General features: G+C 71.7%; 12 protein-coding genes. 9 read left to right on the top strand and 3 right to left on the bottom strand.

The genetic code is table 11. The annotated features are described in order from the left end of the window. Window positions 1-69 precede the first annotated feature (69 nt). From ACIQTO_RS06150 to ACIQTO_RS06110, 9 genes are all read left to right on the top strand, one after another. Window positions 70-582 carry a MauE/DoxX family redox-associated membrane protein gene (locus ACIQTO_RS06150; protein WP_402383511.1) on the top strand — a complete coding sequence of 171 codons (513 nt, stop codon included), beginning with the start codon at window positions 70-72 and terminating at the stop codon, window positions 580-582. Between the two features lie 54 nt (window positions 583-636). After that, window positions 637-1,500, top strand: a complete 864-nt coding sequence (locus ACIQTO_RS06145) for a DsbA family protein (protein ID WP_402383509.1) — start codon at window positions 637-639, stop codon at window positions 1,498-1,500. 149 nt (window positions 1,501-1,649) lie between these two features. Further along, entirely contained in the window at window positions 1,650-2,651 is a 1,002-nt protein-coding gene (gene lgt / locus ACIQTO_RS06140) for a prolipoprotein diacylglyceryl transferase (protein WP_402383506.1), read from the top strand. A 153-nt stretch (window positions 2,652-2,804) separates the two neighbouring features. Then, a complete protein-coding gene (locus tag ACIQTO_RS06135; RefSeq protein WP_402383504.1) occupies window positions 2,805-3,536 on the top strand; it encodes a VIT1/CCC1 transporter family protein in 732 nt (243 codons plus the stop codon). A 508-nt stretch (window positions 3,537-4,044) separates the two neighbouring features. Continuing rightward, the gene (gene gltB / locus ACIQTO_RS06130; protein WP_402383502.1) at window positions 4,045-8,646 is read left to right on the top strand and encodes a glutamate synthase large subunit; all 4,602 of its coding nucleotides are present in this window, start codon (window positions 4,045-4,047) and stop codon (window positions 8,644-8,646) included. After that, on the top strand, window positions 8,639-10,099 hold the full coding sequence (locus tag ACIQTO_RS06125; RefSeq protein WP_402383499.1) for a glutamate synthase subunit beta: 1,461 nt from the start codon (window positions 8,639-8,641) through the stop codon (window positions 10,097-10,099). Before gltB ends, ACIQTO_RS06125 begins: the two co-directional genes overlap by 8 nt. 154 nt (window positions 10,100-10,253) lie before the next feature. Then, entirely contained in the window at window positions 10,254-11,204 is a 951-nt protein-coding gene (locus ACIQTO_RS06120; protein WP_402383496.1) for an MFS transporter, read from the top strand. A gap of 126 nt (window positions 11,205-11,330) precedes the next feature. Next, on the top strand, window positions 11,331-12,197 hold the full coding sequence (locus ACIQTO_RS06115) for a helix-turn-helix domain-containing protein (protein ID WP_402383493.1): 867 nt from the start codon (window positions 11,331-11,333) through the stop codon (window positions 12,195-12,197). Window positions 12,198-12,286: 89 nt separating this feature from the next. Then, window positions 12,287-13,744: an aldehyde dehydrogenase family protein gene (locus ACIQTO_RS06110; RefSeq protein WP_402383490.1), complete on the top strand. Its 1,458-nt coding sequence runs from the start codon at window positions 12,287-12,289 to the stop codon at window positions 13,742-13,744. Window positions 13,745-13,846: 102 nt separating this feature from the next. On the opposite strand, the gene ACIQTO_RS06105 is transcribed toward ACIQTO_RS06110, so the two are convergent. The 3 genes from ACIQTO_RS06105 to ACIQTO_RS06095 all read right to left on the bottom strand — a co-directional run bounded on the left by ACIQTO_RS06105 (window position 13,847) and on the right by ACIQTO_RS06095 (window position 17,448). Beyond that, on the bottom strand, window positions 13,847-14,314 hold the full coding sequence (locus ACIQTO_RS06105; protein ID WP_402383488.1) for a hypothetical protein: 468 nt from the start codon (window positions 14,312-14,314) through the stop codon (window positions 13,847-13,849). A gap of 353 nt (window positions 14,315-14,667) precedes the next feature. Next, on the bottom strand, window positions 14,668-16,494 hold the full coding sequence (locus tag ACIQTO_RS06100) for a bifunctional metallophosphatase/5'-nucleotidase (protein WP_402383486.1): 1,827 nt from the start codon (window positions 16,492-16,494) through the stop codon (window positions 14,668-14,670). A 258-nt stretch (window positions 16,495-16,752) separates the two neighbouring features. Beyond that, window positions 16,753-17,448 (bottom strand): LuxR C-terminal-related transcriptional regulator, encoded by a 696-nt coding sequence (locus ACIQTO_RS06095; RefSeq protein ID WP_380573723.1) that lies wholly within the window; start codon window positions 17,446-17,448, stop codon window positions 16,753-16,755. Between the last annotated feature and the right edge of the window lie 194 nt (window positions 17,449-17,642).

Here is a 17,642-nt window from a genome sequence, read left to right as displayed (position 1 = left end):
TGGAGGAACCGCCCCTCCTCCCTTACGGTTCATCAGGAAGTGAACGTGTTTCCCGAGGGGGGTTTCCCGATGACCGGCCCGGCAGCGCACCTCAGCGAGACCGGGCCGGTGGCCCGGCGCCCGTGGCCGGCCTGGACGCAATGGATCGGCACCGCCGCCCGGCTGGGCCTGGCGGTGGTCTGGGGATGGGCCGGACTGGCCAAGATCGCGGACCCGGCCGAGGCGGCCCAGGCCGTGCGCGCCTACGAGATCCTGCCCGAATCGCTGGTCAAACCGGTCGGCTACGCCCTGCCCTTCCTGGAGCTGGCGCTCGCGCTGCTGCTGCTGATCGGTCTCGGTGTCCGGCTGGTCGCGGGCGTCTCGGCGCTGCTGCTGCTCGGCTTCATCGCCGGGATCGCCTCGGCCTGGGCGCGCGGCATCTCGATCGACTGCGGCTGCTTCGGCGGCGGCGGGACGGTCGACGCCTCGCAGACCGAGTACCTGCAGGAGATCCTGCGCGACACCGGGTTCCTGCTCCTGGCCGGCTGGCTGATCTGGCGCCCCCGCACCAAGTTCTCGGTGGACGGCTGGCTGGCGGCCTGAGCGCCGCCACCACCCACCCCCACACCCCTTTTCCCGATGGTGGATGTCAAGGCAATGAGCGAGAAGAACCGAGAAGGCAAGCGCACCGCCCGCGAGCGGATGCAGGCGGAGCGGGCGGCCGACGAGGCCCGCGGCCGGCGCAGGAAGAAGCTGGTGATCGGCGGGGTGGTGCTGGCGGTGATCGCCGCCGCCGTGGTCACCGGCGTCGTGGTGCAGAACGAGCGCTCCAAGCCGGAGACCCCGACCGCCGCGCCGGCCGGCACGATCGGCGACAAGAACCTGGTCGTCCCGGTCGGCGCGGCCGACGCCCCCTCCGTGCTCACCGTCTACGAGGACCCGCGCTGCCCCGCCTGCGGCACCTTCGAGCGTGAGTTCACCTCGACCATCGACCAGTTGGAAGACGCGGGCAAGATCTACACCAACTACCACATCGTCTCGTTCATCGACCGGGCCGTGCCCGGCAAGGGGTCCAAGTACGGGGCCAACGCGCTGGGCTGCGCCCAGGAGGCCGGGCACTTCCGGGACTACCACGACGTGCTCTACCGCAACCAGCCGGACGAGACCAGCGACGCCTTCGGCGACAAGGCCACCCTGATCAACCTGGCCAAGCAGGTCGACGGCCTGGACACGCCCGCCTTCGAGGCCTGCGTCAACGACAACACCTTCGGCGGCTGGGTGTCGGCGGTGCAGCAGGACTTCGACAAGTCCAGCTACAAGTCGACGCCGACGGTGCTGCTCAACGGCCAGCCGATCTACCCGAAGAACGGCGCCGAGGAGATCACCCCGGAGAACCTGGTCAAGTGGGTGGACGCCGCCAATCAGGGCAAGAAGCTGGGGACGCCGGGCTCGCACGGGCAGTCCCCGGCGCCCAGCGGCACCGCCCCGGAGAGCAACAACCCGTCACCGAAGGCCGGCTGAGGCCGGTACCGGCCGACCGCGCCGCCGCCCCTCCCCGTCCGGAGCGGGTGGCGGCGCGGTCGGCAGCCGGGTGCCCGCCCTGTTGTTCGGGATCTGTGACCCACGGGGTGCCCGGGGCGGGCCGCCGACCCTGTAGCGTCGGAGCTGCCATGGATATCGCCTACATTCCCAGCCCGTCGCGGGGCGTCATCGATCTCGGACCGATCCCGCTGCGCGCCTACGCCTTCTGCATCATCCTCGGTGTCGTCGTCGCCGTCTGGCTCGGCAGCAAGCGCTGGGTCGCCCGGGGCGGTGGCAAGCACACCGTCGGTGACATCGCCGTCTGGGCCGTGCCGTTCGGCCTGGTCGGCGGCCGGCTCTACCACGTGATCACCGACAACCAGCTCTACTTCGGCGAGGGGAAGAACCCCTGGAACGCCTTCAAGATCTGGGAGGGCGGCCTCGGGATCTGGGGCGCCATCGCGCTCGGCGCGGTCGGCGCCTGGATCGGCGCCCGCCGTCGGGGGGTGCCGCTGCCCGCGTACGCCGACGCGATCGCGCCGGGCATCGCGCTGGCCCAGGCGCTCGGCCGCTGGGGCAACTGGTTCAACCAGGAGCTGTACGGCCGGGAGACCACGCTGCCGTGGGGCCTGGAGATCGACAAGACGCTGCCGAACGGTCAGGTCGTCACCGGGATCTACCACCCGACCTTCCTCTACGAGTCGCTCTGGTGCGTGGGCGTCGCGGCGCTGGTGATCTGGGCGGACCGCCGGTTCACCCTCGGCCACGGCCGGGCCTTCGCGCTCTACGTGGCCGCGTACACGGTCGGCCGGTTCTGGACCGAGTGGCTGCGGATCGACGAGGCGCACACCTTCTTCGGGCTGCGGCTCAACGACTGGGTGGCGATCGCGGTGTTCCTCGGCGCCGTCGCGGCCTTCGTGATCGTCGGGAAGCGGCACCCCGGCCGGGAGGACCCGGCGAGCATCGACCCGACCGCCACCGCCGAGGCCGAGGCCAAGGCCGGCACCGCCGGGACCTCGGAGGCCGCCACCGCCGCGGACTCCTCGGACGGGAGCCCCGCGCCGTCTCGCCCCTCGGACGAGAAGGCGGCGGCCGAACCGGCCGAGGCCGCCTCCGAAAGCGCCGACAAGGACGCCAAGAACCTCACCTGACCAGCGGTTTCCGTGGCCACCGGCCGCTCCCCGGGCTTTCCCGGAGGGCGGCCGGTGGCGTGTTCGGGAAGCCTTACTTTGCTGGAAGTCCGCAGGTCAGGAGGGATATGTTCGGGTCGTCGGACCATCGGACGGAGGCCCCAGACCGTGAGCGTGACCACCCTTGAACCCGAGGCCGGACAGCACCCCCGTGTGCCCGCCGCCGGGCACCACCGTGATGTGAACGGCGGCTGGCTGCGGCCGGCGGTGTTCGGCGCGATGGACGGGCTGGTCTCCAATGTCGCGCTGATGACCGGCGTGGTCGGCGGCGCGGTCTCCAGCAGCACGGTGGTGCTCACCGGCCTGGCCGGTCTGGCGGCCGGCGCCTGCTCGATGGCGGCGGGGGAGTACACCTCGGTGGCCTCCCAGCGCGAGCTGGTGCAGGCGGAGATCGAGGCCGAGCGGCTGGAGCTGCGCCGCAACCCGCAGGGCGAGCTGGCCGAGCTGGCCCAGCTGTACACCTCGCGCGGGGTCGACCCGGCGCTGGCCTACGAGGTGGCCCGGCAGCTCTCCGCCGATCCGGACCGGACGCTGGAGGTCCACGCGCGGGAGGAACTGGGTGTGGACCCCAACGACCTGCCTTCGCCGTGGGTCGCGGCCGGTTCCTCGTTCGTCTGCTTCGCCGTCGGCGCGCTGCTGCCGCTGCTGCCGTACCTGCTGGGCGCGACCTCGCTGCTGCCGGCGCTGCTGCTCTCGATGGGCGGGCTCTTCCTCTGCGGCGCGGTGGTTGCCCGGGTGACGGCGCGGAGCTGGTGGTACAGCGGGCTGCGGCAGCTGGTGCTGGGCGGGGCGGCGGCCGCGGTGACGTACCTGCTGGGCGTGCTGATCGGCGGGCAGGTCGGCTGACACGGTGGGCCCACCGGGCCCGCGGGGGCCGGTGCGGCGGCTCGGGACGGCCGGGGCGGGGGATTCGTCGATTGCTACAGTCGGCTGCATGGTTATGCTGTGCACTGCGTGACGTTCCGCACATGGGCCCGGAAGCCCGGTCGTCCTAGTATCGGCCGCGGGCCTGCCGGTCCGAGGATTCACCGGTCCGACCGGCCCCGGAGGATCGAATCGCAGGCGCGCCCGGGGCGATCTTGTCGACGGGGGATTTCGGTCCCGTTTCGGCTCCCCGGGGCACGGGCACACTTGAGGGAGCGCGCAGTCGGGAAGCCGACTCCTTTCGCTCGCCATACTCGCCGGTAATAGCCCCTGACCTGGGGTCATGTCCGCCATGTGGACGAGATGTTCCACTTCTCGGGATCTCCGGCATCATGTAACCTGCACGAAATCGCAGAGGGCCAACGTCGTCCCTATTGCACGAAGCTCATTGCTCAAGACGACGACGGGAGAGCCGATGCTGTCTGCATCCATGCACTCCGCAAACGAGCCCCAGGCCGGCGCAGCCCGCCCGCCGTACGCGCTCGTTCCGGATGCGCGACCTGCTGCTCAGGGCCTGTACGACCCGCGGAACGAGCACGACGCCTGTGGCGTCGGCTTCGTCGCCACGCTGACCGGCATCGCCGACCACAAGATCGTCGAGCAGGCGCTGACGGTCCTGCGCAACCTGGAGCACCGGGGTGCCACCGGCGCCGAACCGGACTCCGGTGACGGCGCGGGCATCCTGACCCAGATCCCGGACGCCTTCCTGCGCGCCAAGGTCTCCTTCGAGCTGCCGGCCGCCGGCTCCTACGCCGTCGGCATCGCCTTCCTGCCCGACGAGGACGCGGCGTCCGACGCCGCCGTCGCGCGGATCGAGGCCATCGCCGCCGAGGAGAACCTGACCGTTCTCGGCTGGCGCGACGTCCCGGTCACCCCTGACCTGCTCGGCGCCACCGCCCGCGGCGTGATGCCGCGCTTCCGGCAGGTCTTCCTCGCGCAGGCCGGGACCAGCGGCATCGCGCTGGACCGGATCGCCTTCGTCGTCCGCAAGCGCTCCGAGCGCGAGGCCGGTGTCTACTTCCCGTCGCTCTCCGCGCGCACCATCGTCTACAAGGGCATGCTGACCACCGGCCAGTTGGAGCCCTTCTTCCCCGACCTGTCGGACCGGCTCTACACCTCCGCGCTCGGCCTGGTCCACTCGCGCTTCTCCACCAACACCTTCCCGAGCTGGCCGCTCGCCCACCCGTACCGCTTCGTCGCGCACAACGGCGAGATCAACACGGTCAAGGGCAACCGGAACTGGATGACCGCCCGCGAGTCCCAGCTCGCCACCGACCTCATCCCGGTCAACCGGAACGGGCAGGGGCTCGACCGGATCTTCCCGGTCTGCACCCCGGACCACTCCGACTCGGCCTCCTTCGACGAGGTCCTGGAGCTGCTCCACCTCGGCGGCCGCTCGCTGCCGCACTCGGTGCTGATGATGATCCCGGAGGCGTGGGAGAACCACGCCACCATGGACCCGGCCCGCCGCGCGTTCTACCAGTACCACTCCAACCTGATGGAGCCCTGGGACGGCCCGGCCTGCGTCACCTTCACCGACGGTGTCCAGATCGGCGCCGTGCTGGACCGCAACGGCCTGCGCCCGGCCCGCTACTGGATCACCGAGGACGGTCTGGTCGTCCTCTCCTCCGAGGTCGGCGTGCTCGACATCGACCAGGAGAAGATCGCCCGCAAGGGCCGCCTGCAGCCCGGCAAGATGTTCCTCATCGACACCGCGGAGCACCGCATCGTCGAGGACGAGGAGATCAAGTCCGCGCTGGCGTCCGAGCACCCCTACGCGGAGTGGGTGGCCGGCGGCCAGATCCAGCTCGCCAAGCTGCCCGAGCGCGAGCACATCGCGCACACCCACGCGTCGGTGACGCGCCGCCAGCAGACCTTCGGCTACACCGAGGAGGAGCTGCGGGTCATCCTCGCGCCGATGGCCCGGACCGGTGGTGAGGCGCTCGGCTCGATGGGCACCGACAGCCCGATCGCCGCGCTCTCCGAGAAGCCGCGCCTGCTGTTCGACTACTTCGTGCAGCTGTTCGCCCAGGTCACCAACCCGCCGCTGGACGCCATCCGCGAGGAGCTCGTCACCTCGCTGCTGAGCAACCTCGGCCCCGAGGGCAACCTGCTGGCCGCCGAGGCCGCCTCCTGCCGCTCGGTCGGCATCACCTTCCCGGTGATCGACAACGACGAGCTGGCCAAGCTCGTCCACATCAACCACGACGGGGACCAGCCCGGCCTCAAGGCCGTCACGCTGTCCGGCCTCTACAAGGTCGCCACCGGCGGCGAGGGGCTGGCCGCGCGCCTGGCCGAGATCGCCGCCGAGGCCGACGCCGCGATCGCCGACGGCGCCCGGATCGTCGTGCTCTCCGACCGGCACTCGGACGCCGAGCACGCCCCGATCCCCTCGCTGCTGCTCACCTCCGCGATCCACCACCACCTGATCCGCACCAAGCAGCGCACCCAGGTGTCGCTGCTGGTCGAGGCCGGCGACGTCCGCGAGGTGCACCACGTCGCGCTGCTGGTCGGCTACGGCGCCGGCGCGGTCAACCCGTACCTGGCCATGGAGTCCGTCGAGGACCTCGTCGCCCAGGGCGTCTTCATCGAGGGCGTCGAGGCCGACAAGGCCATCAAGAACCTGATCAAGGCGCTCGGCAAGGGCGTGCTCAAGGTCATGTCCAAGATGGGCATCTCCACCGTCGCCTCCTACCGCGGCGCGCAGGTCTTCGAGGCGATCGGCCTCTCCCAGGAGCTGGTCGGCGCCTACTTCGCGGGCACCACCACCAAGCTCGGCGGCATCGGCCTGGACGAGGTCGCCAAGGAGGTGGCCGCCCGCCACGCCAAGGCCTACCCCGCCTCCGGCATCCCCGCCGCGCACCGCGCGCTGGAGATCGGCGGCGAGTACCAGTGGCGCCGCGAGGGCGAGCCGCACCTGTTCGACCCGGACACCGTCTTCCGGCTGCAGCACTCCACCCGCAACCGCCGGTACGACATCTTCAAGCAGTACACGGACCGGGTGAACGAGCAGTCCGAGCGCCTGATGACGCTGCGCGGCCTGTTCCAGCTGGACGGTCTCGGCCGCACGCCGCTCTCCGTCGACGAGGTCGAGCCGGTCTCCGAGATCGTCAAGCGCTTCTCCACCGGCGCCATGTCGTACGGCTCGATCTCCCGCGAGGCGCACGAGACCCTGGCCATCGCGATGAACCGCCTCGGCGGCAAGTCCAACACCGGTGAGGGCGGCGAGGACCCGGACCGCCTCCACGACCCGGAGCGCCGTTCGGCGATCAAGCAGGTCGCCTCCGGCCGGTTCGGCGTCACCTCCGAGTACCTGGTCAACGCGGACGACATCCAGATCAAGATGGCCCAGGGCGCCAAGCCCGGCGAGGGCGGCCAGCTGCCCGGCCACAAGGTCTACCCGTGGGTCGCCAAGACCCGGCACTCCACCCCGGGTGTCGGTCTGATCTCGCCGCCGCCGCACCACGACATCTACTCCATCGAGGACCTCGCCCAGCTGATCCACGACCTCAAGAACGCCAACCCGGCGGCCCGCATCCACGTGAAGCTGGTCTCCGAGGTCGGTGTCGGTACGGTCGCGGCCGGCGTCTCCAAGGCGCACGCGGACGTCGTGCTGGTCTCCGGCCACGACGGCGGCACCGGCGCCTCGCCGCTCACCTCGCTCAAGCACGCGGGCGGTCCCTGGGAGCTCGGCCTCGCCGAGACCCAGCAGACCCTGCTGCTCAACGGTCTGCGCGACCGCATCGTGGTGCAGACCGACGGCCAGCTGAAGACCGGCCGCGACGTGGTCATCGCCGCGCTGCTGGGCGCCGAGGAGTTCGGCTTCGCCACCGCCCCGCTGGTCGTCTCCGGCTGCATCATGATGCGCGTCTGCCACCTGGACACCTGCCCGGTCGGCGTCGCCACCCAGAACCCGGTGCTGCGCGAGCGCTTCTCCGGCAAGCCCGAGTTCGTCGTCAACTTCTTCGAGTTCATCGCCGAAGAGGTCCGCGAGATCCTGGCCGAGCTGGGCTTCCGCTCGATCGAGGAGGCCGTCGGCCACGCCGAGCACATCAACGCCCAGGCCGCGATCCAGCACTGGAAGGCCGCCGGGCTCGACCTGGCGCCGCTGTTCCACGTGCCCGAGCTGCCCGAGGGCGCGGCCCTGCACCGCACCACCACGCAGGACCACGCGCTCGACAAGGCCCTGGACAACCAGCTGATCGACCTCGCCCAGGACGCCCTGGAGCGCGGCGACGCCGTCCGCATCCAGCTGCCGATCCGCAACGTCAACCGCACGGTCGGCACCATGCTCGGCCACGAGGTGACCAAGCGCTACCGCGGCGAGGGCCTGCCGGAGGGGACCATCGACGTCACCTTCACCGGCTCGGCCGGGCAGTCGTTCGGCGCCTTCGTCCCGAAGGGCGTCACGCTGCGCCTGGAGGGCGACGCCAACGACTACGTCGGCAAGGGCCTCTCCGGTGGTGTGGTCATCGTGCGCCCGGCGCGCGAGGCCGCCGCGATCGGTGCCGACGCGCAGAGCCACGTGATCGCCGGCAACACCATCGGCTACGGCGCCACCAGCGGCCGCGTGCACCTGCGCGGCAAGGCCGGCGAGCGCTTCGCCGTCCGCAACTCCGGTGCCACCCTGGTGGTCGAGGGCGTGGGCGACCACGGCCTGGAGTACATGACCGGCGGTAGGGTCGTCATCCTCGGCGAGACCGGGCGCAACCTCGCGGCCGGCATGTCCGGCGGCGTCGCCTACGTGCTGGACCTGCGTCCCGCGAACGTCAACGACGGCATGGTGGGCATCGAGGCCCCGAGCGCCGCCGACCGCGACTGGCTGCGCGACACCGTGCAGCAGCACTACGAGGAGACCGGCTCCACCGTCGCCGCCGAGCTCCTGGCGGACTGGGGCAGCGGGGTCTCCCGCTTCTCCACGATCATGCCGACCGACTACAAGGCTGTGCTCGCCGCCAAGGACGCCGCTGAGCGCGATGGACTCTCCGAGTCCGAGACCACTCGCAAGATGATGGAGGCGGCACGTGGCTGACCCCAAGGGCTTCCTGACCACCGGCAAGCAGCTGGCCGAGCGCCGGCCCGTGGACGTCCGTCTGCGGGACTGGAACGAGGTCTACGTCGAACGCAGCCTCCTGCCGGTCATCACCAAGCAGGCCGGCCGCTGCATGGACTGCGGCATCCCGTTCTGCCACAACGGCTGCCCGCTCGGGAACCTCATCCCCGAGTGGAACGACCTGGCCTACCGGGACGACTTCACCGGCGCGATCGAGCGGCTGCACGCGACCAACAACTTCCCGGAGTTCACCGGGCGGCTCTGCCCGGCTCCGTGCGAGTCCGCGTGCGTGCTGGGCATCAACCAGGACGCGGTGACCATCAAGAACGTCGAGGTCACCATCATCGACAAGGCCTGGGACCGCGGCGGCGTCACGCCGCAGATCCCCGAGCGGCTGTCCGGCAAGACGGTCGCCGTGGTCGGCTCCGGCCCGGCCGGCCTGGCCGTCGCCCAGCAGCTCACCCGGGCCGGGCACACCGTGGTGGTGTACGAGCGCGCCGACCGCGTCGGCGGCCTGCTGCGCTACGGCATCCCCGAGTTCAAGATGGAGAAGCGCCACATCAACCGCCGCATCGAGCAGATGCGCGCGGAGGGCACCCGGTTCCGCACCGGTGTGCACGTCGGCGAGGACATCACCGGCCAGCAGCTGCGCGAGCGCTTCGACGCGGTGGTCGTGGCCGCCGGCGCGACCACCGCCCGCGACCTGCCGGTGCCCGGGCGGGAGCTCAAGGGCATCCACCAGGCGATGGAGTACCTGCCGCTGGCCAACAAGGTGCAGGAGGGCGACTTCGTCGACTCCCCGATCAGCGCCAAGGGCAAGCACGTCATCGTGATCGGCGGCGGCGACACCGGCGCGGACTGCCTCGGCACCGCGCTGCGCCAGGGGGCGGCCTCGGTCACCCAGCTGGAGATCATGCCGCGGCCGAGCGACGAGCGCCCCGGCCACCAGCCCTGGCCGACCATGCCGATGACCTACAAGGTCACCTCGGCCCACGAGGAGGGCGGCGACCGGATCTACGCGGTCAACACCACCCACTTCACCGGCGACGAGAACGGCAACGTCCAGGAGCTGCACCTGGTCGAGGTCGAGTTCAAGGACGGCCGCTTCGAGCCGGTGCCCGGCACCGAGCGGGCGATCCCGGCCCAGCTGGTCACCCTCGCGATGGGCTTCACCGGCACGGACGTGAAGAACGGCCTGGTCGAGCAGCTTGGCGTCGAGCTCGACGCTCGGGGTAATGTGGCCCGGGACGGGAAGTTCGCCACCAATGTCGATGGCGTCTACGTCTGCGGTGACGCCGGTCGTGGCCAGTCGCTGATCGTCTGGGCCATCGCGGAGGGCCGTTCGGCCGCCGCCGCGGTGGACAAGTACCTGGGCGGCAAGACTCCGCTGCCCGCCCCGATCCGTCCGACGGACCGCCCGCTGGTGGTCTGACGCACGGCCGGACCGGTCGCGGCCACCCCCGCCGACGGATTCCGTCCACCCCCAGAGCGCCCGGCACCGCATCGCCGGGAGTATGAGCCGCTCCTCCCGCCAGTGTCGCCGGGCCAAACGCGGTCCCACGGCGCCTGCCCTCTCCCCGACCAAGTTGAGGGCAGGTGCCGCTTTTCGTTGTCCCGGCCCGGCCTCAGCCGCGCAGCAGGAGGTCGGCGGCTACCTGCTCGCCCAGCAGCTCTGGCAGATCGTGCTGGTCTGCCTGCTCGCCCAGATCGGCCACGTCGCGTACTGGACCTCCAGCACCGGCCTGGTGGTGCTCGCCTCCGCCGAGGGGGAGCGCACCCGCTGGTTCGCGCTGGTGCAGACGCTGCGCAACGCCGGGCTGGGCCTGGGCGGGGCGCTGGGCGCCCTCCTGGTGGCCGGCGGCGGTACCGGGGGCCTGCGGCTGCTGGTGGCGCTCAACGCGGCCGGCTACGTCCTCGCGACCGCCCTGCTGGCCGCCTGGCGGCCCGTGCCCGCGCCCGCGCCGGTGGAGGCGGCCCCGGAGGCCGGGGCGGTGGAGCCGGGCGGCTACCGGGTGGTGCTGCGCGACCGCCGGTACCTGCTGCTGGTCGCCGTCAACCTCACCTTCGTCTTCGGCTCGATGATCCTCAGCATGCTGCTCGCCGTGTACCTCACCGAGGGCCTGCACCGCCAGGCCTGGGAGGCCGGCTCGCTGCTGGTGCTCAACGGCGTCCAGGTCGTCCTCACCGGGAACGTCGTGGCCGGGCGGCTGGAGCGGTTCCGGCCGACCAGGGTGCTCGCCGCCGCCTCGCTCCTCAACGCCCTCGCCTTCGGCGCCTTCGCCCTGCTGGCCGCCGCCCCCGGCTGGGCCGTCCTCGCCGGGCTCTACGCCGCGATGTTCCTCTACAACATCGCCGAGACGATGGCCACCCCGTTCCGGGAGGAGCTCAGCGTCTCGCTCGCCGACCCCGGGCTGCGCGGCCGCTACTCGCCGTCCACCAACTCTCCTGGAACATCGGCCAGGCCGTCGCTCCCGCCCTGCTCACCCTGCTGCTCGGCCGGGGCGCCGGCTGGCCCTGGCTGTTCCTGCTGGTCCTGAGCCTGGCCGCGGTGCCCGGGCTGCTACGCCTGGAACGCGACCGCTGACGGACTGTTGTTTGTCCGTGTCAGATGGCAGACTGCGGCCGACGGCCGGGGGGCTGCGCGAGGTGCGGAGGGTGACGCGATGAGCATGACTCAGGCAGGCGGAGGTGCCACGGTACGGCGCCTGCTGCTGGGTTCCCAGCTGCGAAGGCTGCGGGAGGCCAGAGGCGTCAGCCGGGAGGAGGCCGGTTATTCGATCCGCGCGTCCGAGTCGAAGATCAGCCGGATGGAGCTGGGCCGGGTCGGTTTCAAGGAGCGCGACGTCGCCGACCTGCTCACCCTGTACGGGGTCGAGGCCGAGCAGGAGCGGGCCTCCGTGCTCGGCCTGGTCCGCGACGCCAACGCGACGTCCTGGTGGCACGGTTACGGCGATGTGCTGCCCGGCTGGTTCCAGACCTACCTCGGCCTGGAGGAGGCCGCCACCGTGATCCGCAGCTACGAGGTCCAGTTCGTCCACGGGCTGCTGCAGACCGCCGACTACGCGCGGGCGGTGATCACCCACGGCGGCCACGTCACCGAGACCGAGGAGGTCGAGCGGCGCGTCGAGGTCCGGCTGAAGCGCCAGCGGGTGCTCACCGCCGACCGGGCGCCGCGGCTGCTCGCCGTCCTGGACGAGGCCGCGCTGCGCCGCCCCTGGGGCGGGCCGGAGTTGATGCGGGCGCAGATCGACCGGCTGCTGGAGCTGACCGAGCTGCCCAACGTCGTCCTCCAGGTGATGCCGCTGGGCTTCGGCGGGCTGCGCGCGGAGGGCGGCGCCTTCTCGGTGCTGAGCTTCGCCGAGCCGGACCTCGCGGACGTCGTCTACCTGGAGCAGTTCACCACCGCGCTGTACCTGGACAAGCCCGCCGAGGTGGCCGAGTACTCCGGCGCGGCGGACGGTCTGGTGGCCGACAGTCTCTCCCCCGAGCTGACACGGGAACTTCTTCGCTCCGTACGCCAAGAGCTGTAGGGCGTCAGTACGATGAGTCTCGATCAGATCTGATCGAGGGAGGCCTGCGGGCTTTCCCGCAGCCCCCGAATCAGTACGAGAGGGACCAGATGTCGTACCTTTCCGAGTTGGCGCTGCAGTACATCGACGGCGAGTGGCGGGCCGGCAGCGGCTCCTGGGACATCGTCGACGTCGACCCCTTCACCGGTGACAAGCTCGCCACCATCACCGTCGCCACCGTCGAGGAGGTCGACCGGGCGTACCGCGCCGCCGAGCGGGCGCAGAAGGAGTGGGCGGCCACCAACCCCTACACGCGCCGGCTGGTCTTCGAGCGCGCGCTGCGGATCGTCGAGGACCGCGAGCAGGAGATCACCGAGGCGATCATGGCCGAGCTGGGCGGCACCGCCCTCAAGGCCGGGTTCGAACTCTCCCTCACCAAGGACATGCTGCGGGAGTCGATGCAGCTCTCGCTGCGCGCCGAGGGCCGGCTGCTGCCCTCCCCGGTGGAGGGCAAGGAGAACCGCCTGTACCGCCTCCCGGTCGGTGTCGTCGGGGTGATCAGCCCGTTCAACTTCCCGCTGTTCCTGTCGCTGAAGGCGGTCGCCCCCGCCCTCGCGCTCGGCAACGGCGTGGTGCTCAAGCCGCACCAGGAGACCCCGGTGGTCGGCGGCACCCTGATCGCCAAGATCTTCGAGGAGGCGGGCCTGCCGGCCGGCCTGCTCAACGTCGTGGTCACCGACATCGCCGAGATCGGGGACGCGTTCATCGAGCACCCCGTCCCCAAGGTGATCTCCTTCACCGGCTCGGACAAGGTCGGCCGGCACGTCGCCACCGTCGCCGCCTCGCACTTCAAGCGGACGGTGCTGGAGCTCGGCGGCAACAGCGCGCTGATCGTGCTCGACGACGCCGACCTGGACTACGCGGTCGACGCCGCCGTGTTCAGCCGCTTCGCCCACCAGGGCCAGGTCTGCATGGCCGCCAACCGGGTGCTGGTCGACCGCAGCGTCGAGGCGGAGTTCACCGAGCGGTTCGTCCGCAAGGTGGCCTCGCTGCGCGTCGGCGACCCGAAGGACCCGGCCACCCAGATCGGCCCGCTGATCAACCCGGTGCAGGCCGACGCCATCACCGCCCAGGTCGACCAGGCGATCGCCGGCGGCGCCACCGCCCTGCTGCGCGGCGAGACCAACGGCAGCCTGATGGACCCGGTGGTGCTCGGCGGGCTGCCGGCCGGCGCGCCGATCCTGCAGCGCGAACTCTTCGGCCCGGTCGTGCTGGTGGTGCCGTTCGACGGCGAGGACGAGGCGGTCCGGCTCGCCAACGACACCCCGTTCGGGCTCAGCGGCGCCGTGCACACGGCGGACGTGGAGCGCGGGGTGCGGGTGGCGCAGCGGATCGAGACCGGCATGATCCACGTCAACGACGGCACCATCGCCGACGAGCCGGTGGTGCCCTTCGGCGGCGAGAAGAACTCCGGGGTGGGCCGCCTCAACGGCGAGTCCACCGTGGACGCCTTCACCACGGTGAAGTGGATCTCCATCCAGCACGGGCGCAGCCGCTTCCCGTTCTGACCGGCCCGGCCGGGCGGTCGTTCCCCGCGCACGGCTGTTCCCCGCGCACGGCAGGGCTCCTGTCGTGCGCGGGGTGTGTTGTCGCCCGTGCGGGGCGGGCCGTCAGCCGGCCGGGACGGCCTTGGTCCACCAGCCGCTCCAGGCACCGCCGTTGCCGCGGTCACGGTTCAGGTCCGCGCCGAGGTGGAAGGAGCGCGCGCCGATGGTGAACGCGTTGCCCTTCCTGTTCGAGATCTTGACCTTGTTGACGAAGTCGTGGTCGCCGCCCATGGACATCCACGCGGCCTGCGCGCCCTTCGGGGGGAACCAGGTCGTCCAGATGTCGTAGTCGGTGCCGACCACGAAGATCTGCCTGGTGCCGTCCGAGAGGGTCACGGAGGTCTTGCCGTCCCCGTAGTCCCCGCCGCAGAAGAAGGTGCCGCCGTACGCGCTGCAGGACTTGGGCTTGGCGGGCCCCGGCTGGGCGGTGCCGGTGTCGCCGCCCTGGCTCGCGGCGAGGGCCGGGGACGAGCCCAGCCCGATGGCCGCCACGGTGGCGACGGCGACGACGGCGGTCTTGAACCTGCTCATCAGTACTCCTGGTGGTGCCCGGCGATGCGGGGGCGCGAAGGGCCGGCAGTGGCCCGCCGTCAGCCTTCGCCAGGAGCTGACGCTCCGTCAACGAGGCCGGGTGGCCGCTGCCCCGGTGTCGGGTCTCCGCTGCCTCAAGGGGCATGACGGGCGGGTGCCTCTCCGCGGCAGCGCCCGGCGGCGGGGCGGCGGGGCCGTCCGCCGGGGTGGCGGACCAGTTCGGTGGTGGCCAGCTCGAAGGCGAACGGCTCCGGGACCGGTACCCGGTCGCCGGGGCCCCGCCGCGCGGACGCGGGCGCCCCGCCACCGGGGAAGTGGTGGCGGGGCGCTCACGGCCGGGCGTGGCGGCGGGATCAGAAGACCGGGCGGCCGGCCCGGACCAGGCGCCAGGACTCGGCGGCGAAGTCGGCCGGGTCGATGACACCGCGGGCCTTCACCCAGGAGATCATCGCGTTGCGGATCTCGTCCGAGTTGGCCCACACCTTCGGCGCGGCTGCGACGTGCGGGAAGTTGCCGCCGCCGTTGGCGCGGTAGTTGTTGACCGCGAGGACGAACTGGGCGGCGGGGTCGACCGGCTTGCCCTCGAAGGAGAGGTTGACGATCCGCGAGCCGACCGGCTGGGCGACGTCGATGTCGTAGCTCAGGCCGTACACCGCGTCGTAGTTGTAGTCCGGGGTGTTCTGCGCGTTGGTCAGGGTGGCCTTGTCGACCGGCGCGTCGGGGGCGAGCTGGGCGTAGTACTTGGCGGAGAACTCCAGGTAGTCCTTGAGCTGGGCACCCGTCAGGATGCGCGCCTCCAGGGTGTTCTCGTAGATGTACAGGCCCGCCGCGTCCCGCAGCTTGACCTGGCCGGCCGGGATCACCGCGGTGCGGTTGAACGGCGCGGCCTGCGCCAGCACCGGCAGCTTGGCGTACTGGCCGCCGGCCAGCGCCTCCTTGACCACGTCGGCCTGGACGCGGCCGATCAGGTCGATGATCGGCACGTCCCTGAACGGTGCCTCGGCGATCGACAGCTCGATCTTCGCGGTGCCGATGACCTGGTTGACGTACTCGACCACCTTCTTGTGCTGGTCGGTCATCAGGTCGACGATCTCCGGGTCCTCCGGGACGGTGTTGGAGTTCAGCACCCGGGAGGAGAGCGAGACCACCTTCCAGGCGCCCTTGTCGAGCGCCACCTCGAAGTCGAAGCAGGTCAGCCGCTGGCCCCAGCAGAGCGGCTCGGAGAGCACGACCGTCCGGCCGGTCTCCTTGTTGACCACCAGGCGCTGCGGGATCTCCTTGTGCGCGTGGCCCACCAGGACGGCGTCGATGCCCGCGACCTGCTCGGCCAGCGCGACCGAGACGTTCTCCCCCCACGGCAGCTGGTCGCCGTAGGAGGTGGCCTCGTCCATCCCGGAGTGGCAGGCCACCACGACGACGTCCGCGCCGGCTGCCTTGACCTTCGGCACCCAGATCTTCGCGGTCTCCACGATGCCGGGGAAGGTCATCTTGCCGGCGACGTTCGCCTTGTCCCAGATCGCGATGCCCGGGTTGGTCAGGCCCAGGATGCCGACCTTGAGGGCCGGGCCGCCGCCCAGCTTCAGCTTGCGGATCACGTACGGCGGGAAGGCCGGCTTGTCGTTCTTGGCGTTCAGCGCGTTGGCGCCCAGCAGCGGGAAGTCCAGCTGCTCCTCGTAGGCGCGCAGGGTGTCGATGCCGTAGTTGAACTCGTGGTTGCCGAGCGCCGCGGCCGTGTACTCCATGGTGTTCATGGCGAGCGCCATCGGGTGCTCGGGCGCGGTGTCGGCGTCGGTGGCGATCGGGTCGACCCGGGCGTAGTAGTAGGTCAGCTGGGTGCCCTGGATGGTGTCACCGGCGTCGATCAGCAGGGTGCGGTCCCAGCCCTTCTCCTCGCGGACCTGCTTGGCCAGCGTGGAGATCTTGGCGAGGCCGACCTCGTTGTGCGCCTTGTCGGCGTAGACCGCGTCGGTGAAGTAGTCCCAGTTGAGCACCCGGCCGTGCAGGTCGGTGGTGCCCATGACGGTGAAGGCCTGCTTCTTGGCCGGGCCCTTGGCCCGGGCGTCGTCCGGGCCGGCCGCCGCGGCGGGCGAGGCCGCGGCGAGGCCGGCGCCGCTGACGAGGGCTGCGCCGGCGGCGGTGGCGGCGGACCGGGTGACGAAGTCACGGCGGTTCAGAGGCATGGACGACTCTCCCGGGTGGGAACGGCGAACGGATCGTCAACGGTACTGGTGACGCGCGTAGAAGTACGCGCGTAGAAGTGTGCCGCGCGACCGGGCCGATGGATAGCCCCGGAACGTTTCCAGCAGGTGAGATCTTGGCGACTCGTTCGTGACACCGCCCCGGACGGCCACGCACGCACGCCCGCCCCGAGCGCCCACGCACGCCCGCCCCGCCGCGGACGGAACCGTGGCGGGGCGGGCGGGCGTGGACCGCCGGACCTAGATGTAGCCCTCGCGGACCGCATGGGCGACGGCATGTGCCCGGTTGCGCAACTGCAGGCGGGTGGTCAGCCCGTGCAGCACGTTCTTGACCGTGCGCTCGGAGTACGACAACCGGGCCGCGATCTCACCCGTGTCCCAGCCCTCGGCGACCAGCCGCAGCACGTCCGACTCCCGCTCGGACAGCCCCGCCGGCGCGTGCCCCGGCATCCCCTGGACACTCCGCTGCAAACGGCCCACCTGGCTGATCAGCCGCCCCAGCAGGTCCGCCGGCAGATCGCCGTCACCCCGGGCCGCGGCGAGCACCGCCCGGCCCAGCCGCTCGGCGGTCGCCTCGCGGCGCCAGATGATCGCGGCCACCCCGCACTCCACCGCCTCCAGCAGCTCCGCCTCGCGCATCCGCTCGACGACCAGCACCACCCGCTGGTCGGCGCCGCGCACCAGCCGGCGCAGATTCGCCATCACGGCGGCGTCCGCCGACTCGGCCAGCAGGACGGTGACCGCCCCCGGCGTGGTCGGCGTGCCCGGCGCCGGGTCCGCCAGCTCCAGGCCCGGGTGACGGCGCAGCTGCGCCTCCGCGCCGGCCCGCGAGATCGGGTCCGCGGCCTGCACGACGACACTGGTCCGGCCACCGCTGGACGGGGGAGCGGCAGACGGGGCGACGTGGCGGGCGGTCGGGCGTTGTGGCGGCACCATGCGCTGACCGGTCGACGCGGGAGCGTGCCGGGGCACGGCGCGGCGTTCGTGGTCGGTGTGCAGGACAGTCAAATCTGGCCCCCTCCTGAAAGGTCCCGGCCCGCCACCGGACGGCCGGTGCGCCGCGCCGAGGGGCGGTGCGTGAACCCGGCGGGCGGAGGCGTGCGGCGTGCGATGCGGGGACGACGACGGCC

Origin of the sequence: Kitasatospora sp. NPDC091207, from assembly GCF_044768625.1 — a bacterium.
In the GTDB taxonomy this organism is placed as follows: domain Bacteria; phylum Actinomycetota; class Actinomycetes; order Streptomycetales; family Streptomycetaceae; genus Kitasatospora.
The sequence above is the reverse complement of the archived record's forward strand: the minus strand, read 5'-3'. Positions and strand labels throughout refer to the sequence as shown.